Raw genomic sequence first — 20,792 nt, 5'->3', positions numbered from 1 at the left:
CTGCAAACCAACTCAAATTGTTCATTTGGAGGCTTTGCAACTATGAGGCGTTTATTTGTCCAGATAAAATGCAAACTAGGATTGTGGCGTGGCATTGCAAATGAGATTGCCATTAAAGAACTTCATTCTGAGATTTATTCGAACAACGGTGAATATGACATCGTGACAAAAACATATTTGGAAAATTTCAATGAAGCACCAAACCTTGTCTCCAAAATGATGAGCAATATCGAAGGCATTGAAAAGACTTCAACCATGTTCGCATTTGATCCGTTCTGAACACTAGTTATATCATCAGTTGCCAGTTCATATATGTAAAGATAACAATACTGGAGAGATAGAATTGGGATTAAATTATTTCGAGATAAACGCAGACGCCGTGAATTCACTCCTGTCAATCAAGAAGCAGGTCCCTGCGATTGAAGAAACACTGAAAACCTTGGTGGAGTTGCGCGTTTCACAAATCAATGGCTGCGCATACTGTGTAGATTTGCATTCAAACGAAGCAAGAAAAGCCTATGTTCATCAACAGAAGCTAGATTGTTTACCGGTGTGGAAGGAGAGTAACCTTTTCACACAAAGAGAGTGCGCTGCTCTGAGTTGGGCTGAAAGCGTCACGAGAATCTCTGAGGAACGTGAATCTGAAGGTAATTTAAACCTTCTATTGGAGACCTTCACGGAAAAAGAGGCCGTAGATTTGACATTCATTATATGCGCAATGAATGGTTTGAACCGTCTCGCTATAAGTTTTGGTGACAAGCCCAGAAATTCGGTTTCTAAGTAGACTCCTCATAAGGGCGTTGTTGCGTAATTCCGGTGTTGTCACGTTAAGTTGGGTTTGGTTGCATAAACCAAACTGAGCGCACTTCACGCATCAATCATGGCAGCCATTTTCCATTGAGCTAAAGCGTCAATTAGATGTAACCGTCCGCTCAAGACCGCCTTACTTGATTGCGTTTGATTGAGTATTTTCTTCTTCAGTTTTTGCTGAGGAGGCAAGTCATTGTTGGATGGATCGAAGCCACGGCGGTCGTGGACACGAGTAGAAAAGGCGGCAATCACCGCGCAAGTTGGGGTTGATGGAGCAACGCTGTTCGATGTTGCGCAGAGCCATGATGTCAGCCGGTGCTTGCTGAAGCGATGGATGGCTAAGTACGGCAACAGCAACACAAGTGAAAACACGAAGGCTCCCCTTTTTGTGCCTGTTGTTGTTACTGATCCAGAACCGTCAGGACCCGCCGTTATTGAGGTTGGGCTCGGGAATGGTCGGAGCCTGCGACTTTCCAGTGACTTAAGTGATGCGCAGGTTCGCCGGTTTATTGCGCTGGTGGAAGCGACATGATCGGACCGGGAACAGGTGTGCGGGTTTATCTTGCGTGCGGTGTGACGGATATGCGCAAGGGCATTGCCGGTTTGACCGCTTTGGCGGAGACGGAATTACGCCAGCGCCCTGCAAGTGGCGCCGTGTTTGCTTTTCGCGGGCGGCGCGGGGACCGGATCAAGTTGCTTTACTGGGATGGTCAGGGGTTCTGCCTTTACTACAAGGTGCTGGGTGCGCCTCGAACCTGGTTTCGACCGGGGCGCTTATGTTTGGAATTCTAGTGAAAGGAGGGGTTTCCTTTAACAGACCGTCCTTTACTGCGAAAGGGCGAGAGCCGAAGCGGCGGTGATTTGTCGTGAACTGGCAAGGTGACGTAGCCCGTGGGATAAAGAGATGTGCGACGAAGCCATTAAGTCAAGACCCATCTTCAGGCTGAGTATTGGAAGGTTGAGGAACACGAACCGGCTAAACCGTATCTGAGGGGCTGAATTGTAGCCTCCGCCTACATGGCTTAACAGGCGGAACATCGGTCGCGCCATGGATTTCATGACCGGAAGCGCGCAAACCGACAGCGTACTCCAGAAACGCTTTCGAGGGTGTCGTCAACTTATGCAGTTTGTTGGCGATGGCCGATGCCGACTTGCGGGACGCAAGGGAAAAGACTACGGCCGGCAGCCTAACCAATACGCTTTAAGTCCAACATAGGAACGAGGGAAGGCGTGTGCCGAATGAGGTTGGTATATTTAATACTCGCAAGGGAGTTCACCCCGATGACGGCCACGCTGGCGGAGTTCCCGTAGTAGTCCGAGATAGGGAAAGCCTGTCACATGGCGAAGGGGAACAGTTCAAGCTGCTTAGGGCTGCACATTAACTGACCACAACGAGGTGAAGACCTTTGATAATCAGCGACATGCAACACAAGCTTGCGAAATGGGCGCAGGACGAGCGAACCAGAAGATTTGATCGCCTCTTACGCTTAATTGCCGATCGGACTTGGCTGACTGAGGCTGCCCGGGTTGCCTTGGCGTCGAGCGGCGCAAAGACCCCGGGCGTAGATGGCGTGGACCGAGATCGTTTCCGACAAAATGAGGAGGAACTCCTTGCGACGTTGGGGCGATCTCTGCTGGATGGGACCTATGCGCCCGCTCCAACACGACGCGTCTACATCCCGAAAGGGAACGGAAAGCTGAGACCGTTGGGAATACCGACACTGACGGATCGCATAGTACAGCGCGCCATGCTGATGGTGATGGAGCCGATTTGGGAAAGCGACTTCAGTCCTTACTCATATGGTTTCAGGCCACAGCGTAGCGTGCACCACGCGATCCGGGCCGTTTTGATGCAGACAACGGATGGCAGGAACACAAAGGGTCGCTGGGTGATCGAAGGTGATCTAGCAAGCTACTTTGATACTGTCCATCACCGCAAGCTGCTCTCGTGTGTGCGCAAGCGCATCCGGGACAAACGGTTTATCGCACTGCTCTGGAGGCTTTTGAAGGCAGGTCACATCGATAAAGGCCTCTTCTGCGCCGCCAGCAAGGGCGTTCCTCAAGGCGGGGTTCTTTCTCCGCTTCTGTCCAACATTATGCTCAATGAGTTTGATCGTTGGATGGATGAGAAATTCCTTGGAAAAGCAGCGCGCAACAAACGTCGTGGTTGGAATGAGAGCGTCAGAAAAGCCAGCCCTGTGGCGGTTCGTGAGAACCGCTGTCGCAGACCGGCAGTGTCCTATTGCCGTTATGCCGATGACTTTGTTGTCATCGTCAAAGGCACGAAGGCACAGGCGCTCGCGGTACGCGAGGAATGCCGAGCATTCCTGGAAGGCGATCTGGCATTGACGTTAAACATGGAGAAAACCCATGTCACTCATGTTAATGATGGGTTTGTCTTTCTCGGTCACCGGATCATTCGCAAACGCGGTCCCCGTGGCGTGATGCGGCCAGTAACGACCATTCCCCGAGAGAAAACCAGCGGTTTCAAACATCGACTGGTTAAGGCTCTTAGCGGCGACCACAATACGCCCCATACCGACATGATTAAGCGGCTAAACCGCCAACTCATGGGTTGGGCAAACTTCTATCAGTTCACCGATTACACATCCAAGGTCTTCCAGCACGTCGATACCGTCGTGTTCTGGAAAATGGCACATTGGCTGGGGCGCAAGTATCGCTCGCGCATCTCTCGTCTGATGCGAAAGTGGTTCGCGCGGCCGTATGGCTTAAAAGCCAAGACATGGATGGTGCACTCGATGACGAAAGAAGGAGTACGCGTTTCAAGCATCTTGTACCGGCTAACCAATCATCAGCGCGGGCAATTCCGCTGGAAGACACCACGTTCAAATCCTTATCTTCGGGAAAAGAACGAGGCTCCTTTCTACGAAACGCACTATCGTGGTCTCGTGCTGGCTTTCTAGCCAAGCTTGAATGGAGAGCCGTATGCGGTGAAAGCCGCACGTACGGTTCGGAGGGGAGAAACGTCAGCTGTGGCTGACGTCTCTTACCCTACAAACAGGCCGGTTCCCGTGGCCTTCGCCAGTCGATGGCTCAGCCCGACTTACTTCAGCACAGCTGGCCATGCTGTGGGAAGGGATGGACTGGAGACGCCCAAGCTGGGGAGCTCCGCCCGCTCGAATGGGGTGAATATCTTTGGTTTTGAATAGGACATTGCTTTGAGATTGGAGTTACACGAGGTAAAATACCCATATGAACCAGTCTCTTAACTCCCTTCCTAATGACCCTGCTTTGCTCAAGGCATTGCTGTTGTCCGCCCAAAGTGAGATTGAAGCTTTAAGCGGTAAGGTTGAGAGTTTACAAGCTAATGAGCAAGCCCATCTGGTTCTGATCACATCGTTCAAACAGGCTTTGGCCAAGTTGCGCAGGCAGCGCTTTGGCGCATCTTCAGAAAAGATCGACCGCGAGATTGCCCAGCTTGAACTGGCGTTGGAAAACCTGGAGGTTGCCCACCCATGCCAGGAGCCGGAAGGTGAACGGTTGCCCGTGCCCGAACTGGCCACCTCCGCACTTGAAAAGCCACCCAAACCGGCCCGCGGCAAACCTCGGGTGAGCAGCGATGTGGACCGCGAGCGCGTTACTCTGCAATCACCAGTAGCGTGCCCCGATTGTGGTGGCAAGCTGCGGCTCATCGGGGAGGATGTGTCTGAACTGGTGGAGTTCATCACCGCAAAACTGAAGGTGATTGAAACAGCAAGGCCCAAGACGTCCTGCCGGGTGTGCGAGAAAATCGTGCAAGCTCCAGCACCAACCCGGCCCATTGAAAAATCCAGTGCCGGAGCCAGCTTACTGGCGCATATTCTGATCTCCAAGTTCGATGATCATTTGCCGCTATACCGTCAAAACGAGATCTTTGCCCGGCACGGCATTGATATTCCCCGCTCTACTTTGTCGGACTGGTGCGGGCTTGCCATGAAAACACTGGCTCCGCTGACCGAACTGCTTAAAGTTGAGGTGATGCTCTCAGATCGCCTGCACACCGATGACACGCCCATTGATGTACTGGGTCGTCAGTTCAAGACGGTGAGCGGTTCCGGCAAAGCTTCGAGGCAGGGCCGGATCTGGACCTATGTGCGCGATGATCGCCCCTTCGCAGGAGAGGCCCCGCCTATTGCTGCCTATTGGTTCTCCGCAAATCGCAAGGCTGACAATCCACGATCCCACCTCAAAGAGTTTTCCGGCATTCTGCAGGCCGATGCCTATGCTGGCTACAAGCAACTTTATGACAGCGGGGACATTAAAGAAGCCGCCTGCTGGGCGCATTGGCGCCGCGACTTCCATGATATCTTCACCGCCACCAAATCAGAACTGGCCAGATACGCACTGGAGCAGATCGGCAAACTTTATGACATCGAACGCCAGATCAGCGGAAAACCACCAGACCAGCGGCATGAGGTACGGCAGAAGCACAGTAAACCCATCGCTCAGGCCTTCAAGGCATGGTGTGAAGCTCAGCTTGCCCGCATCTCAGGCAAATCACCGCTGGCCAAAGCCATCCGCTATGGCCTCTCCCGCTGGCACGCCTTCACCTTGTTTCTCGACGAGGGCCGTGTCGCGATCGATAACAATGCAGCTGAGCGCGCAGTCAGACCCATCGCACTGGGCCGTAAGAACTTCTTATTTGCTGGATCAATGGCGGGCGGAGAAACTCTAGCCGACGCCATGACGCTGATTGAAACTGCAAAGATGAATGGCCTTAACCCGCAAATGTATCTGACCGACATCCTAGCCTGCATCAACGATCACAAAATCAACCGCCTCCACGAGCTCCTACCATGGAACTGGAAGCTGGACGCAAAATCACAGCCGCAAGCCCAAATCCTGGCGCCTTGAGCGGACGGTTACGGTGGAAGAGGATGTCACAGCGGTTCTGTCGCAAATTTTAGAGGCGGTTAGAATACACCTACTGTCTGGGCATAGTTATCCTGCGAGTGCTATAAACTGACGATAGGCTGGACCGTCTTCCTGTCCCAGTTGCCCTTTTCGGATCATGTGAGCCACCTCAATTCCATCCAGCGTCGCCGCTGCAGACCGGAAGGCCTTAAAGCCCATCATGGGTTTGGTGATGCGCTTGATAAAGCGGTGATCCTGCTCAACGACATTGTTGAGGTATTTGACTTGAAGAATGTCAATGAAGGAATGCCAGCGGCCCGCCAAGAAGAGGCAAATATTTATGTTGGTTAACCCGGCTTTGTTTGCTCCGCTTTTATCCATCACCACTTTTTCCGTAGAATATTGTTGCCGATGGCTTCTTCAAAGAAACGGGTCGCAGCCTCTTCATCCCGGGTCTCAGAGAGCATGAAATCAACGGTTTCTCCTTGTTTATCAACGGCCCGATACTGATACACCCATTTGCCTTTAACCTTGATATAGGTCTCGTCCATTCGCCAGGATGTGCCAACCTGACGTTTCTGCTTCTTGGCCTCTGCTGCAATGAGAGGCGCGTATTTTTCACCCAGCGATTGAGCGTGGCGTGATCAACCTCAACCCCGCGTTCTTGCATGATCTCCTCAAGGTCGCGGTAAGAAACCGAGTAGCGCACGTAAAAGAAAACCGCATATAGGATCGCGTCTTTGGGGTAGTGACTTCCTTTGAAACTGACCACAGCAGCAATCCTCATCGCATGGTTACAGAGCCCTAGTGTTTTAGACAATCAGCCTCATGTCACGCAAGACTGAAAAAGTTTGCGACACAACCATTGCAGTGGGCGCGTTCGTTGCCCCCGCAATTGTGGGAGCAGCCTTCCCAGGCCTTGCATCAGCCGCCTCTGGAAGGCTCGATCAAGCAATGGATGGGGCAAAGGGACTTTCTTATGCGTCGAATTGAAAATGTAAGGGCCGAGTTTAGCCTGACAGCACTGGCCTACAATATCCGTTGGGCCTTAACTCTTGTCGGTGCCGCCGGGTTAATTCAGGCGATCAAAGCCAGATGACGGCTTTTGCTTGCTAAATCTGCCCATAAACGATCTCCTAAGTTCGCATAAACAGCATATTTCGGGGCTCAAGCCGCCCAAACAAGAAAATCCAATCAACTCATATGGCTTTCAATAATTTGCCTTGGGGAGATGCGTTCTCACACAATCTGCACCGTTTGTAGACAGGTCCATAATTAATACTCAACGATATCAGTGGTATAGGTGACGTTAATTTCATATGGCTGCCGAAGGTCATCTCTCATCTATGGCGTAAGGCTTCAAACTTAGCCACTCGGTAATTTGCAACCAATATCGGGTTAGAGCTCATATCGACCGATGCTGCATTTAATATGAACGGCGAATTTTTTAATAGTTTGGGTCAGACCAAAAAAAACCGTTGACCCTGACGTTAGCGTCAACGCGTTAGGCGTTCTTCCTATCGACATCAACAGATTCGCAGATAGGAGATTACGCGAGATGACTGAAAAGATGACAGATGCGCTGCGGGCCAGGGTGCAAGACCTTATGAAATACGGCACCAGCGCAAACATGGAAGAGCTGGATACGATCTATCACGAAGATATTGTTGTGATGGATCTAAGCATTGAAGGACGTCTCTTCACCCTGCAAAAGCAAGACTTAATGGCAATGCTGAAGGAAGTCTTCAAAGACAAAATCCCTGAAGAGCACATGTGGTCCAAGATCCACAGCCTGACTGTAAACGGTGATCGCGGCCATGTACTCATTTCCCGAAAAATCCCGCTGGACGGGACCAAGATGCATATCGAACTCAGCATTGATTTCGTTTTCGAAGATGGTCGCTGGCAAGTGATCCGGGAAGTGAACTTCAGCCGTCCAGACGCTGAAGCCGCCTGAGTAAAGCCCACTTTCAACCAACAGACACTTCTGTCGGCAGCCGGAGCGTTGCCGGCATTCTTCTCTGACTGGTGTACAATTAAAGGCAAGGCGAAATGAAAAATAGTGATGTATGGCAAGACAAGGTGGCAATTGTCACGGGTGGCAGTTCTGGTATCGGCCAAGCGACTGCGATCAAACTCGCCGAACAAGGTGCAAAGGTCCTGATTACCGGGCGCAATGCAGGTAAACTGGCGGATGTTGCAGCGCTGAGTGGCAATATTGAAGCACTACAAATGGACAGCTCTGACGCAAATAGCGGAGCGCAGATCGTTGATGCTGCAATGTCTCATTGGGGGCGTCTGGATCTGATCGTGAACAATTCAGGGGCAGGACAGCCGCTGCCTGCGGAGGCTTATGAAGCTGATATCATTGCACACATGTCTGCTGTGAATATCGTCGCTCCGTCCCAATTGGTACAGGCGGGCAAAGCGGCGCTCACCAATAGTAAGGGCGCAATCGTGAATATCAGCACGGCAGTGTCACGGCGGGTTGCACCAATGCTCGCACATTATGCAGCAACCAAAGCGGCGCTCGAGCATTTGACACAATCCTGGGCAGTCGAACTTGCCAGTGAGGGCATTCGCGTAAATGCGATTGCCCCAGGGCCCGTAAAGAGCGGCGCACTGACTGGGTTTATGGGGCTTCCGGCAGAGATGGCAAAACAAATCGAGGCGCAGGAAGCCGCGCAGGTGCCGCTGGGACGTCGGGGCCGAACGGACGACATCGTGCCTTGGATTTTACGTCTTGGAAGCTCTGAGAATGAGTGGTTGACTGGGCAGGTCTTGACCATTGATGGCGGCTGGTCACTTTGAAGCTGACCGGCCGGCAACCGGATGACCCCTTTGGTCATCCGGTTGCTCTTGAATATCAGCTGCAACGTTTACATGTATGTCAACATAAGACGGAGGACTTCTCATATGCGCAGCAAAGAGGCGGCCGAGAAATTAGGTGTCACACAACGCATGTTGCGCCACTACGAGAAAGAAGGCCTGCTTGATGTGGGGCGCACGGTGAACGGGTATCGCAGCTACAGCGAAGCGGATTTGCGCCGCGCTGGACGTATTCGCGATTTTATCGCAACGGGTTTTTCAACCCGAGAAATCCGCTCCATGAGCGCATGTCTCTCGGGCGACGGCGCAGGCCCGTGCGAAGGTGGCATAGAAAAGCTGACAGAGAAGCTTGAGCACATTGAACGGCTGCGAGCGGAGCTTGATCAAAAACACAGCGCTGTTTTGGACCGACTGGTCACCCTAAGAAACGGGCTCGCCACCTTAAGCAGCCATTGAATCCTCGTTTATCAGCGAGCGCGGGACTGCCGGTATGCGCGCTGCCAAGTCCCGGGGCAAGCAGCCCGCCCGCTCGTCTCACCCCATATCGTCGCCGAAATCGAACAGCTTGCTGCAAAAACGGACCTCAGCGTTCGTCAAATCGAAGAGAAAATTAAGGGAAAAGCGAGCCGAGGCATCATCGGTGAGATAACCAAATTGATCCGGTCACTGCCACACAGCGCCTTGTGACCAGTTTTTACATGTATCCTCAACGCATCCCTAGAAAGGTATGCGCATGTTCACTCTCGCACCGTAGGCTTCATAATCTGACGCCCCAATGCCATCATAAAAGCCCTCACTTTCCAAGCTTATGCCGCGATAAGGTATCAGCACTTTGGTTCCAGCTTCTATACGGGCTCTGATATCTTCATCCGACGAGGCTAGTACTGCATCCGTCGGTATATTGTTTTGAAGTTTTTTGAAGTCACAGATCCCTGAGAGTGAGAAAAACGGTGAGAACATCATCCCGTCCTCTGTGGTGTAATCAAAAGAAACACGCGGGCCAAACTCTAACCGCCCCAAATCGAAATCCTGACTTGGAATGAGGTTTCTAAGAGAATCCGTATAATCTTCTTGCTGTTCATAGTAGTAGGTGAGACGTGCAAATGGATTGATTGTTGTAACGCCTAGCGAAAAATCTCCAGTTAGTCCTGCCTGCAAAAGAAACCTCACCGTATCAAAATAATCTTCAAAAATGCCAAGCGCATTCACATCATTGCTTGAAGTACCATAGGTAGCACGTGCATCAAAAAACAGGTTCTGATGTAAGCGAACAACTGAATAGGGCCCAACCATCCAGCCAACGCCCCTTGCCGAGGTGCCGGCACTGCTATTCTCTTCTTCTGAAATGTCCAGTTGTGCCATTAGTCCAAAAAGAGCGATATTTTTGTAACGATAGTCGAGGCCAGCAAAAAAGAGACCATTGTCACTGATATAATCATTGTTGTTGACACGAGCATAGGTCCCTTGTGCCCAAAAATCAAAGCCGGAAACTTCAGCTTGTGTTTGGGCGCCAGAGTTTGCAACTGCCTCAAATATACTTTGCTCATTGGCACCGCCTGCGCTTTGTCCTTGTTCCGCAAACCCAAGCAAGGAAAAGCTATTTGCGATACGCTGAACCGCTTCATTTGCGGCTTCATCTTGTTTCTTATGTGCCCGGTTTTGAAAAGCCGCCAGGCTAAACTGAAAGGAAGCACTCTGGCTGTTTTCCGACACATCATAGAATAAGTTATTTATTCCTTTTTGGTTGCCAAAGGAGCCACTTTGCAACCGGGTAACCATATTCGGCTGTTCCGCAATAATTCGGTCTGCTCTGTTTGCTGTAAAGGTTGCAATTACTTGTCTGGTACGTGCAATATCCGCCTCTGAACTGCGTGTATTGGTGAGTGAGAAACTTGCAGCCGTGATCCCATTTACTCTCGCAGTGACCGAATAGTCTGAGAATGTATTCTCTCCCAAAAACTCAGATGAAATTAGATTGGCTGTCATTGCGGAGGATGTGGCTAAGCCATCGGCGTCTGTCAAAACTGTCTCAGTGTTTGTACCCGAACTGGCGAAAACCACGGAACCGCCCGATGCTGGAGCCTCAAATACAACAGAAACATCTGGCGTAACATTACTATTTTGGTCCTTAACAACGACCACTAACTGAGAGCCGAATGGTTTGCCTAGTTCCGCGGATTGACCACTACCGGACACAACAGAAATAGCATCTGCCTCACCAGCATTGTTGGTCAGACTAAAGTCCGCCGACGCGACCACTCCAGTGACTGAGGCTGAGACTGTGTAGGGGCCGCCTGCTACCGCATTTGCTGTGGCACTCAGGGAGGCTTGGCCTGAGGCATTTGTTGTTGCCGTTTGGGTCGTTAAGCTCAAACCAGCCACGCCGCTCGGCGATGTAAACGTCACAGTTTCTCCCGAAACCGGATTGCTGCCTGAATCCGAAACCGTGACGATCAACGGATTGCCAAAGCTTGAGGAAATTGCCGTATCCTGACCACTACCGGACGTGATTGAAATAGTGTCTGGTGTACTAATGCTTCCAGTCGTAATCGGGCTGAGTGTTACATCTCCAGTGAAACCGCCTGGTACAGATAAATTAAATGAAAATGTGCCAGTAGTGCCAAACTCTCCACTGACGTTCAGATCACATCCTGGACCGCCTTGAGCGCATTGACCAAACGGAGCTACGATTTTCCCAGATCCATCTGGAGTGAATGAATCGTCATTGATTTTCAAATTGGAGACACCAGCGCCGGGGGTGCTGTTATTTTTATAAGTTGTAATTTCGATTTGGTTAAGGTGGGATATGTTCTTAATTGAGATCTGTGAGATGGCTCCATTTGAGTTATCAACACAGGTTTCGTCATCCAAATTTATATTGATAGTTGTTACGAAATTCGCTGTAGATATAGGACAGTTGATGGTTCCTGCAGTTGCATTTGCTAGCAACCAAGCAAAACTGGTCATTAACACAACGAAAAATAGTGCCGTGAGTTTATGCCACTTTATAAAGGTGTTTGGAGCATCAATTCGAAGTGTTGGCATAATACCTCCTAGATATACGTTTTGCGTCGGAGGTGCCGGTGGCTGCGACCTGCCCCCCATTTTCAAGGCGTAAGCTTCCACTCGACGAATTGCCGACAACAAAAGTACCGGCGGTCCAAAGGCTTGGATAGTCTGATGACCCCGTGCTGCTTACGCTAACGGGATCACCTTGAATGTATTTTGATTGTGCAGAGGCAAACTGAATTCCATGAGCCATGAGCAGGGCAAATACGCTCACTCGTATTGTTGTGTTTCGCAAATGGGTTCGGTGAATAGGGGCCGGCAAATCGAGCATGAGGTTCCTCATTAAATACAGCGTGGACACAAAGCTTTTTCAGCACTCAGCAGGCACACCTCACCCGCCTTTAGAAAAGAACGGATCTTCTAAGTTGCAGTCGATTTGGTAATGCTGGAAACACCAGGTGGTCACATGCCCCATCTCAAAGAAATGAAGGAGGCCAGCAAAGCTCAGTTTACCCGGCCTATAATTTGCGCAACCATCCACGCGGTAACAAATTAAAGCATTGATTTTGTGCTAAAATAACCGCTAGAGCGGTGGAGTTCAAAGTATTTTCGGCTAAAGTTTTCACGGCACACCAGGGTAAGCGTTTCTGCCGAAAAACACATCATCTGGAACACAGGGGTATGCGGTCTGTGTATAAAGGAAAGGTAGGAATGAGCGTGATTTATAACTCTTCGCGCTTTCAAAAGGTTTGCCAAAGCAAAACAGGGTAAGAAACAAGCTCGTTTCTGGCTAGTTGCCCAGTATCCAAGTTGCATAGGCAACCATTGCGTTTGTTTCTTCGCGTGTCATATGTTCACGTACCTGCAAGGGGCTGAGCTCGAACTCAGACCTGAAAGCCCGAGAAAATCCACTAGCGCGTTTAAAACCGCAAAGCCCTGAGATTTCTTTGACATCTAAGTGTGGTGCATGGTGAAGCAAATAACGCGCCTTTAGCAACCGTATTTGCTTAAGGTACTGGCCCGCGCCGCCTGTGTTTATAAATAGGCGGAAAAGCGTAGAGCGGGACACACCCATGAGCTTTGCTAGCTCATTTCCTGTGAAATCCGGATTCGCTAGGTATCGGCGCAAAATGACCTTTGCTTTCAGCCGCTTTAAATAATCAGCGCTCTTTTGCTGAAGTTCGGGAACATCGCAGAGCTCTATATTTTCAAGTTTCATCACCGCAAGTTCACCCACAAATTGCAGAATAGTGATAACGCTCTTCGTATCCAGATAACGTAGTTGCCCTTTGAGAGTACCCAACAGATTACGTAAAAAGATAGCAGATGGGTCATGAGTTCCAAGCAGTTGAATTGGATAAATATTTTGTGAAACTTGGATGCTTTTCAAAGTTGATCGCGGCAAAATTACAGAAGTTGTTTCATAATCGCCATGAATGACTTCGAGGGGTTCGGCCATATCCATGAGAAGAAGATCTCCAGAGGCGACTGGAATTTCATTCTTGTCCCGCAGAATACAACAGCCGGTGGTGTGATGTACATATTGCACATAAATGGCGTCTATCTCATTGCCAGTGGAGCGGGATAAGTTGGTTTGAATCGTGTTGGCTTTCGCACGTACGTTGCCAATGGCTGCGGTGCCTAAAATACGGCCTGAAACATTGGCACGGAAATTCTCAGTATTTTCACAATATGTCGCATTCATAGATGCGCAGGACATATGATCATGCGCCTCAACCCAATCACTCCAAAGTATGTTGGATGAGCTGAAATATCCCAAATCTGCAACAGAGGCATGCGACATAAAGTGCCTTTATTCTATATCAAAATCAGTAGGATTATTATTGAAGTATAGATCAAAATTCACCGGCATTGCCAAGTTGTTTGAGGTGAGCCGCAACAACGGGCCTTGTTGCAAAATTACGCTTGTGGCGGGCGCTATCAACTTAACCTGAATATAGCCGCAATCGTTTTCTTCGGACACATTTTAGACGTCAAGCATAGCGGCTTGTTTCCATTGTGAGAAAGCGTTGATGCGGTGGAGGTAAATGTCGATTGCGGACCGTTGGTGGTGAGGTGGAACGAAAAGATTGCGCAAGCCGGAGAAGGTTGCCAGAAATCTTTGAAGCTGGCCCGGCGACTTGAACTTTTGCATGGCTCGCTCTCGTTTTTACAAAGACAAATGCGAGTTCTCCGCACGATTGTTTAAGCCTTTGTGGCTGCGGTGCTCAACAGCCGGCATCACCTTGCGTTTCGCCGCTCCATAAGACCCAAGCTTGCCTGTGATCATTCACTTTGGAGCAACTCCCTGGCTTGATAGCAGACGGGTCAACAAACGTTTGGCAGCCTTGGTATTGCGCCGTTTTTGAAGGATTTCATCCAGAATGTAACCATCCTGATCAACGGCCCGCCACAGATAGTATCGCTGGCCCTGTATCTTGATCACAACCTCATCAAGATACCAGATATCCGTGCTTTGTGCTCTTTTGCGTCGCAACTGACGAGTGTAAGCTGGGCCAAACTTGATCCCCCACTGGCGGATGGTTTTATATGACAGGGTTATGCCGCGCTCCAGCAGCATCTCTTCGACCTCGCGCAGGCTGAGGGAGAAGCAGTGATAGAGCCAAACAACATGGGAGATAATCTGTGGCGGAAAACGGTGGCGTTTGTAACTGATCGGTGCTGAAGTCATACTCAACACTTACTATGCAGGACTGATCCCAGAGTTAACTTGATAGCACCCTAGAATACCTCTTGCTTTACCCAAACATCAGGCATCCGAATATTATTTGCAACAGGGCCCGTTTGGATACTCTCCGTGATCGTTGATGGCAATATCGTCTGCGGGGTTAAATGGCATGGCCTTTGGGCGTGGATGCAGGCCTTCATGGAAAAATTGGGCGTCAGAATAGACCTAGCGCCCAAAGGAGGTCGTTTTGGTCCCCAAAAAAGGGAGCGGTTATGGTCTTACCCAGCTCACTTAGCGGGAATAGTCTTTAACTCGGGGCATCCGGCAACCGAATGGTAAGCGCCGGATTGCGGGGGAAGAAGTTCATCGGCTGAATGTGAATGGTCTTCCACTCCGTCGACATCACTGGCCAGTCTTCCAAACGCGGTACGTGGTGGAAGCCAGCAGTAAACCACGTCACCACATCCTTATTCATGAGGTCGCGGTCTTTCTTCACCCACTCGGCCAGACCATCAGATCCGTCAGACCCCATCGCCAAAGCTCCACCAGCATAACGCTCGCTTGGATCATAGGCTGTGTTCCATACGCTGTACTCAATGTAGCGGTTACGGACGAACGGTGCATCATTCTCAAAATCCAACGGAGCATAGGCAACGCTGCCGTGGTGAATCATGTAGGCTGGCTTATGCCCCAAATACCCATCTACGCTGTTGTTCATCAGCATGAAGCCCTTTGGCTTCATGGAACTCAGACGGAACCGGCCCTCCATCTCGCTTTTGACGGGTGTGTTTTTTACCGTCCAAAGGGAACGACGCGGGATACCTTTTGGTTGCTCCCCTGCAACAATCTCCTGCACCATCATGGTATTTTCCGGACCGTCTACATCAAAATCCATGCGGAAGTTAAAGTAATGGTCGTGGAAAGGGGCAACCAGATAAGGTGCAATCAGCGAACCGTACTTGGTATCTTCTGCAGCCGTTGCATCGTTTAGCGTTTTAGAGGCAACACCTTTCACTGCATCCAGACCAGACGCGCCTACCTTCAGGTAGATGGTTCCATCCTGCTTAAAGCGATAGTCAATCAAGTAGTCATAGTTGCCCACCTCAGAGGCTGTGCGGATCACCAACTCAGTTTCTGGGCGTCCTGCGGCTGGTACGAATTCTGTCTCAGACTGAGCAAAGACCTCGAAATGCCGCCATGCCGGGTTTCCGATATCACGCTCGAAGATACAAATTGCATCTGGAATTTCGAGTGGTTGGCCCATGTCGTCGTGGATCAGTGCGGGCAAGAAAGTTGCGTAGCTTGGGCAATCAACGCTTTTGCGCAGTGGTGTCAGGAATAAGCCAAAGCCGTATTCGCCGCTGTCCATATAGGTGCGCCAGTACCAACCCTGAGAAGGATCCATGTAGGGCACGAATACCTCAGAAAGGGATGCTTGATACAAAACAGAGCGCCAGTCTTTGCCATCATTCGCTTTGATTTGCGAGAGCACGAGGCCGGGGCGCTTATCAACCCGGTAGCGCATTTTCCAAATATCCCAGGTGATCTCACTGCCATCAATGGTGAAGTTGGGGCCACCTTTTTGCTCCAACCGGGCTGGATTGGTTTTGGCGCGAAGAGCCGTCCGCTTTGCAACTTCGTCCTCGGTGTAACCCCAGGCGTCTTCCGGCAAAGGCACAGCGCCCTCATCCAACACCTCAAGTACTTTGCGCTCAGACAGTTCAACGACAGCCACAAGCCCTTCAATCGGCTTTGCATAGAAGTTGGAGCCAGTTGGATTGAGATAACAGGGCACCTTCATCAGGCGTTTGCCCTTCTCAACGTCTGTAAAAAAGTTACCCGCTGTGAGAGGCAGGCAGTATACGTCATCCGGTGTCAGTCCGCGCTTGGCAAGGCCTGCAACCATACGCTCATCACCAAGTGCAATATCCATGGCAGACATAAAGTCGGCCAGCATTACCATGGGCTGGCCTTCCAGCGGGGATTTGCTTTCAACTGTGCCCTTCGTGATGTTCACGACTGCTTGCTGAAATGTTCCAGATTCTTGAAAATGAACCGTTGCACGGCGATCTAAACTGCCATCAGTCGCGTTGGAGAGAACCGCAGTTTTGTGTGGTTCCAGAAGCTCAATCAATGGATATAGTGTTTTATCACTCGCAGCATTTGCCTCTATTAGTGTCGCCCGCACCGCATTCAGTTCGTCTCCCGTCAAACCGTCCAGCGGATGTGGACTTGCCGCGATCGCTGCCGTCGAAAGCAGTGAAGCCGCTAATACGCCTCCCAGCATTTTCGCAATCATTGTATCCCTCCCAATAAGTGGGGTGCGCACTCGTCATGCTTTAACTCCCCAATCCGTCCAACTGGAGCTTAGATGAGTAAAGGGCGCTGTGTCTTCGCATCTGGAGCAATTTACTATGCATATAGTTCCAGCGCACATTCAGTTCTTGCGCAGCTGCTCCGCAAAATTGCGCAGCTGCTCCGCAAAATTGCGCGGAGACATGCCAACTTGCGCCCGAAAGGCCCGGTTGAAGGTTGAAAGGTCCTTAAACCCGAATTCATAGGCCATCTGCGATATGCGGAACTCTTGCTTAGAATAAAGCCTGCGGGAGAGTTCGCGCTTGAACCGGCCCACCCGTACTTTAGCAATCTGTTCGTTACAGCTGAAACCGTGCTCACGAAACAACCGGTAAATGCTGCTTCGTGACATGTTGGAGAGTTTGGAAAGTTCCTGAACATTGAAGCTCTCATCCAATGCATGATCATGGATAAGGCCGAGGAGGATCTGTAGTTTGCCATACCCCTCCTGAAGATTGGCAGTCTCTTCCTGCAAAAAGGTGGCGCTGATGACGTCATTAAACGCGCGGGAGAGCAGACACTGCGCCTGGCTGCCGTGTTCTGAGGTTAGCAACATGTTTAAGTGGGCATTGATGAGCTGGCCAGCACCGGAAGAAGCAGAAATTTTCTTGCCGCAGGCATATGTGGAATTGAACTGATGGTGGAGCAGGTGACGCGGAATATGAATAGAAACTTGGTCAGATCCACGCTTTGTATTTGCACGGAAAACGGAGGACCTTATTGAATCAATGAGCGTCATATCTCCCGGTTTAGAGAGCAGGGCTGTTTGGCCGTTTTGCTCCAACTCTGCTTCGCCGGCTACTTGCAGGATGAGAAAATAGTAAGCCTCGCCATCCTTACTGATTTCGGCTACATTCCGAGTGATTTCCTTCGCATCGTGGGTAACGCGCGCGCAGTCCACTTCACCGCAACTCAACAGTGATGCATTGCCATTGACGCGGCCATTTTCCGTCTTGGTGATAAAATGCCCGCAGATATCCGTCAGGCGCGTGTTCCACTCGTCCAGATCAAATCGGCATCTCTGACTTGTAGGTATCTGAATACTCAAAGGCGTCTCCCTACCCTTAGGGAATGCTAGAAAGAATTCAAAAATCAATCAAGTCAGATATATGCATTTTCCTATAAATGGCCGAGGAGATGGTGCATCAGCTCCTCGTATTCTCAGCTAACTACTTGGTGAAAAACAGAGAGGTCCTCCGCACAAATGTCAAATCAATGTTCTGGCAAAACGCCTTTCATCAAGCAGATATTGCCATAGTGGCGGGTTTCGCCTGTCTGAATCACCGCATAAGCGTTTCTTGCATTTTCATAGAACCGGGATCGATCCACGTAATTGAGCCGGATTTGAGCCTCGGTATGTTCCTTGAGCAGTTCCTGAAATGCGACAATCACCTCTGGTGGGGGCGCTGCTGTATAAATTCACTTCGGGCGTCTATTCCGGCTGATATTTCCTTCAATGAAGATTCACTTCATGCCGTTTAAAGCCAATGCTGATCGCCGACATAAGTTTGCCAAAGCCAAATACAAAGTGACGAACTGGTCGAAGTATAATGAAAGCTTGCGTCGTCGCGGAGATAAACGGGTTGGATTGAAGAGAGCGCTGCCAAGGCTTGGTTTGCACCCAAGAACCAACGGCGTGGACAACCCGCCAAGTTTTCAGAGCTTACCATTGAAACCTGTTTGCAGATCCGGGTCGTATTCGGCCTTGCTTTGAGGCAGACTCAAGGGTTTGTGCGATCTGTGTTCCATTTGATGGAGTTGGTTTTACCGGTTCCTGACTTTTCAACCCTGTCGCGCCGCGCAGATGGCTTGAAACTTTCAAATCCCAAACTGCGAACGAACTCTGAGCCAATAGCGCTGGTAATCGATGGTACAGGCGTTAAGATCTTTGGTGCCGGAGAATGGCAGGAAACCAAGCATGGAACCAGGATAAAGCGCAGAACTTGGCGCAAACTTCACCTTTGCCTTGATCTGAATACCGGCGAAATCGTATGTTCTGAACTGACTGAGGATACGGTTTCCGATCCAACCGCTGTGCCGGATCTGTTGGATCAGATCGAAGATACAGTTGCCACATTTCTCGGTGATGACGCTTATGATGGGACGCCTGTGAGACAAGAATTAGCAGACCGTTTTGAAGATATCGAGGTCATCATTCCACCACCCAAAACAGTTGCCCCAGCCTTGTGGCTGCCACCGCCCCCACTGCTCGCGATCGGGATATTCTTGCCATTCAAAAGAACGGCGGGATGTCTTGGCAAAAGCAAACCGGATATGGCCGAAGGTCTCGAGGCGAAACCTTGATGGGCCGCTTTAAGCAGGTGATAGGGACCACGCTCAGGTCACGAAAATTGAACAATCAGAGGACAGAGGCAAAACTTGGCGTCGCCGTTCTCAACACAATGACGGCCCTCGGACGCGCCACGTTCGAGAAGGTTTCTGCATGATCAGATGCATGGGATTGGGCAAGCTAATTTCGAATTGTGCAACAGCGCCCCTCGCTGTACGCTGCAATTGCGAAGATTTGAGCCCTCTAAGTCCCCGACTACGTTTGTGATAATGGAATCTGAAACGTCTAGTCCAGGCATTTGGACAAGGGTTTAACAGCAAGGATTAGTGGTGTTTGCATCGGACCGAGAGCGCCAATTTTGCTAAGTACCTTCATAAAATTAGTAATGTCAGAAGCTTAGCACTCAACTGAGATTACAAACTTTATTATACCGTCACACGTCAGCTAACTCGCTCCTGCGCACGCTCGTAGGCTGCACTCTTGTCGCGCTTACCGGCCGACAAAACCAGAACGATCAGTCGTTCTTCCTCTACCTTGTAAATGAGGCGAAACCCCGAGCCGCGAAGCTTAATTTTGTAAGTGCCCTTCAATCCACCGCGCAGCATTGCTGATGGAATATGTGGTTCTTCAAGGACCTTCGCGAGTTTGGCCTTAAACTGCTCCCGAATGGGAGCTCCAAGTTTAGAGAACTCTTTCAGTGCTTTCGGATGAAATTCGAGCCCGTATTTAGAGGTCATTAAGATTGACCTTCACCGGAACTCCCCCATCCTCAAGGCGTTGCTCTGCTACCTTGGTAAGCTCAAGATCTTCCAAAGCTTCAATCATGGCGGCATAGGTTTCTGCAGGAACCAGGTAGGCCGCTGGGGAGTTGTTGTTGAGGATAGCGATCGGAGAGCCCGCTGCATTGGCAATCAGCGCTGACGGGTTTTTCTTCAGTTCAGTGACGCTGGCGGTTAGATCCGCATGGATAAAGTTCATTGCTTGACCTCCAGACCTATAATTGGATTTCTTTATAGAACACATTATGACTCTAATAAAGGTACTAAATATAGATCATTTAGGCAAGAGAGTTCAAGAGGGTTCTGTCGCAAATTTTAGAGGCGGTTAGAATACACCTACTGTCTGGGCATAGTTATCCTGCGAGTGCTATAAACTGACGATAGGCTGGACCGTCTTCCTGTCCCAGTTGCCCTTTTCGGATCATGTGAGCCACCTCAATGCCATCCAGCGTAGCCGCTGCAGATCGGAAGGCCTTAAATCCCATCATGGGTTTGGTGATGCGCTTGATAAAGCGGTGATCCTGTTCAACGATATTGTTGAGGTATTTGACTTGAATAATGTCAATGAAGGAAAGCCAGCACCCCGACAGGAAGTGGCAAATATTGATGTTGGTTAACCCGGCTTTGTTTGCTCCGCTTTTATCCATCACTACTTTTTCTGGCAAAATATTGTTGCCGATAGCTTCTTCAAAGAAACGGGTCGCGGCCTCTTCATCCCGTGTTTCAGAGAGCATAAAATCAACGGTTTTGCCCTGTTTATCAACGGCCCGGTACTGATACACCCATTTGCCTTTGACCTTGATATAGGTCTCATCCATTCGCCAGGATGTGCCAACCTGACGTTTCTGCTTCTTGGCCTCTGCTGCAATGAGAGGCGCGTATTTCTCTACCCAGCGATTAAGCGTGGCGTGGTCAACCTTAACCCCACGCTCCTGCATGATCTCCTCAAGGTCGCGGTAGGAAACCGAGTAGCGAACGTAAAAGAAAACTGCATATAAGATCGCGTCATTGGGGTAGTGGTTTCCTTTGAAACTAATCACAGCAGCAATCCTTAATGCATGGTTACATAGCCGTTGTGTTGTAGACAATCAGCCACATGTCGTGCAAGACCCATAAAAGTTTGCGACAGAACCGAATTTACTGGGTAAGGGCAAGTTGTAAGCTGATTTAGATTAAT

Annotated in this window: 19 protein-coding genes and 2 pseudogenes; 11 read left to right on the top strand and 10 right to left on the bottom strand. The window is 50.2% G+C overall.

The annotated features are described in order from the left end of the window. Positions 1-42 precede the first annotated feature (42 nt). From BLS62_RS04050 to BLS62_RS04020, 7 genes are all read left to right on the top strand, one after another. Entirely contained in the window at positions 43-279 is a 237-nt protein-coding gene (locus BLS62_RS04050) for an Lrp/AsnC ligand binding domain-containing protein (protein ID WP_143521505.1), read from the top strand. Between the two features lie 64 nt (positions 280-343). Then, complete coding sequence (locus BLS62_RS04045; RefSeq protein WP_208990678.1) at positions 344-784, top strand: carboxymuconolactone decarboxylase family protein; 441 nt, start codon at positions 344-346, stop codon at positions 782-784. 219 nt (positions 785-1,003) lie between these two features. Next, complete coding sequence (locus BLS62_RS04040) at positions 1,004-1,342, top strand: transposase (protein WP_093176400.1); 339 nt, start codon at positions 1,004-1,006, stop codon at positions 1,340-1,342. Further along, the gene (gene tnpB / locus BLS62_RS04035; RefSeq protein WP_093176403.1) at positions 1,339-1,602 is read left to right on the top strand and encodes an IS66 family insertion sequence element accessory protein TnpB; all 264 of its coding nucleotides are present in this window, start codon (positions 1,339-1,341) and stop codon (positions 1,600-1,602) included. The genes BLS62_RS04040 and tnpB (BLS62_RS04035) overlap by 4 nt, the downstream gene beginning before the upstream one ends. Before the next feature lie 614 nt (positions 1,603-2,216). Next, positions 2,217-3,734, top strand: coding sequence for a group II intron reverse transcriptase/maturase (ltrA, locus tag BLS62_RS04030; RefSeq protein ID WP_348271852.1), 1,518 nt, complete (start codon positions 2,217-2,219; stop codon positions 3,732-3,734). Between the two features lie 67 nt (positions 3,735-3,801). Beyond that, on the top strand, positions 3,802-3,960 hold the full coding sequence (gene tnpB, locus BLS62_RS32765) for an IS66 family insertion sequence element accessory protein TnpB (RefSeq protein WP_143521488.1): 159 nt from the start codon (positions 3,802-3,804) through the stop codon (positions 3,958-3,960). A gap of 63 nt (positions 3,961-4,023) precedes the next feature. After that, a complete protein-coding gene (locus BLS62_RS04020; protein WP_093176409.1) occupies positions 4,024-5,664 on the top strand; it encodes an IS66 family transposase in 1,641 nt (546 codons plus the stop codon). A gap of 87 nt (positions 5,665-5,751) precedes the next feature. Here the strand turns inward: BLS62_RS04020 and BLS62_RS04015 are convergent. Continuing rightward, positions 5,752-6,451, bottom strand: a pseudogene (locus BLS62_RS04015) (IS6 family transposase). A gap of 771 nt (positions 6,452-7,222) precedes the next feature. Between BLS62_RS04015 and BLS62_RS04005 the strand changes: the two are divergent. From BLS62_RS04005 to BLS62_RS03995, 3 genes are all read left to right on the top strand, one after another. Then, positions 7,223-7,621, top strand: coding sequence for a Cif family virulence factor (locus BLS62_RS04005; RefSeq protein ID WP_093177356.1), 399 nt, complete (start codon positions 7,223-7,225; stop codon positions 7,619-7,621). 95 nt (positions 7,622-7,716) lie between these two features. Further along, the gene (locus BLS62_RS04000; protein ID WP_093177353.1) at positions 7,717-8,475 is read left to right on the top strand and encodes an SDR family NAD(P)-dependent oxidoreductase; all 759 of its coding nucleotides are present in this window, start codon (positions 7,717-7,719) and stop codon (positions 8,473-8,475) included. A 105-nt stretch (positions 8,476-8,580) separates the two neighbouring features. After that, positions 8,581-8,949: a MerR family transcriptional regulator gene (locus tag BLS62_RS03995; RefSeq protein WP_200798460.1), complete on the top strand. Its 369-nt coding sequence runs from the start codon at positions 8,581-8,583 to the stop codon at positions 8,947-8,949. Positions 8,950-9,210: 261 nt separating this feature from the next. Here the strand turns inward: BLS62_RS03995 and BLS62_RS03990 are convergent, their stop codons facing one another. The 6 genes and pseudogenes from BLS62_RS03990 to BLS62_RS03960 all read right to left on the bottom strand — a co-directional run bounded on the left by BLS62_RS03990 (position 9,211) and on the right by BLS62_RS03960 (position 17,938). Then, positions 9,211-11,598, bottom strand: a complete 2,388-nt coding sequence (locus tag BLS62_RS03990; protein ID WP_093177347.1) for an autotransporter domain-containing protein — start codon at positions 11,596-11,598, stop codon at positions 9,211-9,213. Between the two features lie 694 nt (positions 11,599-12,292). Further along, positions 12,293-13,306: an AraC family transcriptional regulator gene (locus BLS62_RS03985; RefSeq protein WP_093177345.1), complete on the bottom strand. Its 1,014-nt coding sequence runs from the start codon at positions 13,304-13,306 to the stop codon at positions 12,293-12,295. Between the two features lie 183 nt (positions 13,307-13,489). Continuing rightward, positions 13,490-14,194 (bottom strand): annotated as a pseudogene (locus BLS62_RS03980) (IS6 family transposase). Between the two features lie 304 nt (positions 14,195-14,498). Next, entirely contained in the window at positions 14,499-16,490 is a 1,992-nt protein-coding gene (locus BLS62_RS03970) for a copper amine oxidase (protein ID WP_093177342.1), read from the bottom strand. Between the two features lie 138 nt (positions 16,491-16,628). After that, the gene (locus BLS62_RS03965) at positions 16,629-17,594 is read right to left on the bottom strand and encodes an AraC-like ligand-binding domain-containing protein (protein ID WP_093177339.1); all 966 of its coding nucleotides are present in this window, start codon (positions 17,592-17,594) and stop codon (positions 16,629-16,631) included. A 164-nt stretch (positions 17,595-17,758) separates the two neighbouring features. Further along, positions 17,759-17,938 carry an RbsD/FucU domain-containing protein gene (locus tag BLS62_RS03960; RefSeq protein WP_159436486.1) on the bottom strand — a complete coding sequence of 60 codons (180 nt, stop codon included), beginning with the start codon at positions 17,936-17,938 and terminating at the stop codon, positions 17,759-17,761. Positions 17,939-18,133: 195 nt separating this feature from the next. Here BLS62_RS03960 and BLS62_RS03955 point away from each other — a divergent pair, with 195 nt between their 5' ends. Continuing rightward, on the top strand, positions 18,134-18,850 hold the full coding sequence (locus tag BLS62_RS03955) for an IS5 family transposase (protein ID WP_244283509.1): 717 nt from the start codon (positions 18,134-18,136) through the stop codon (positions 18,848-18,850). Positions 18,851-19,276: 426 nt separating this feature from the next. Here the strand turns inward: BLS62_RS03955 and BLS62_RS03950 are convergent, their stop codons facing one another. The 3 genes from BLS62_RS03950 to BLS62_RS03940 all read right to left on the bottom strand — a co-directional run bounded on the left by BLS62_RS03950 (position 19,277) and on the right by BLS62_RS03940 (position 20,655). Next, complete coding sequence (locus BLS62_RS03950) at positions 19,277-19,573, bottom strand: type II toxin-antitoxin system RelE family toxin (protein WP_093177333.1); 297 nt, start codon at positions 19,571-19,573, stop codon at positions 19,277-19,279. Continuing rightward, positions 19,563-19,814, bottom strand: a complete 252-nt coding sequence (locus tag BLS62_RS03945) for a type II toxin-antitoxin system Phd/YefM family antitoxin (RefSeq protein ID WP_093177330.1) — start codon at positions 19,812-19,814, stop codon at positions 19,563-19,565. The genes BLS62_RS03950 and BLS62_RS03945 overlap by 11 nt, the downstream gene beginning before the upstream one ends. Positions 19,815-19,968: 154 nt before the next feature. Beyond that, positions 19,969-20,655: an IS6 family transposase gene (locus BLS62_RS03940; protein ID WP_093177327.1), complete on the bottom strand. Its 687-nt coding sequence runs from the start codon at positions 20,653-20,655 to the stop codon at positions 19,969-19,971. Positions 20,656-20,792 lie beyond the last annotated feature (137 nt).

Source organism: Pseudovibrio sp. Tun.PSC04-5.I4 (assembly GCF_900104145.1).
In the GTDB taxonomy this organism is placed as follows: Bacteria; Pseudomonadota; Alphaproteobacteria; order Rhizobiales; family Stappiaceae; genus Pseudovibrio.
This window is presented reverse-complemented; position numbering and strand designations above follow the sequence as displayed.

Bases quoted from the DNA above. Each gene is read 5' to 3' on its own strand.
- BLS62_RS04050 (WP_143521505.1), top strand. From the start codon at position 43: ATGAGGCGTTTATTTGTCCAGATAAAATGCAAACTAGGATTGTGGCGT.
- BLS62_RS03970 (WP_093177342.1), bottom strand. From the start codon at position 16,490: ATGATTGCGAAAATGCTGGGAGGCGTATTAGCGGCTTCACTGCTTTCG.
- BLS62_RS03945 (WP_093177330.1), bottom strand. From the start codon at position 19,814: ATGAACTTTATCCATGCGGATCTAACCGCCAGCGTCACTGAACTGAAG.
- BLS62_RS04005 (WP_093177356.1), top strand. From the start codon at position 7,223: ATGACTGAAAAGATGACAGATGCGCTGCGGGCCAGGGTGCAAGACCTT.
- BLS62_RS04020 (WP_093176409.1), top strand. From the start codon at position 4,024: ATGAACCAGTCTCTTAACTCCCTTCCTAATGACCCTGCTTTGCTCAAG.
- BLS62_RS03995 (WP_200798460.1), top strand. From the start codon at position 8,581: ATGCGCAGCAAAGAGGCGGCCGAGAAATTAGGTGTCACACAACGCATG.
- BLS62_RS03990 (WP_093177347.1), bottom strand. From the start codon at position 11,598: ATGGGGGGCAGGTCGCAGCCACCGGCACCTCCGACGCAAAACGTATAT.
- BLS62_RS04000 (WP_093177353.1), top strand. From the start codon at position 7,717: ATGAAAAATAGTGATGTATGGCAAGACAAGGTGGCAATTGTCACGGGT.
- BLS62_RS03950 (WP_093177333.1), bottom strand. From the start codon at position 19,573: ATGACCTCTAAATACGGGCTCGAATTTCATCCGAAAGCACTGAAAGAG.
- BLS62_RS03985 (WP_093177345.1), bottom strand. From the start codon at position 13,306: ATGTCGCATGCCTCTGTTGCAGATTTGGGATATTTCAGCTCATCCAAC.
- tnpB (WP_093176403.1), top strand. From the start codon at position 1,339: ATGATCGGACCGGGAACAGGTGTGCGGGTTTATCTTGCGTGCGGTGTG.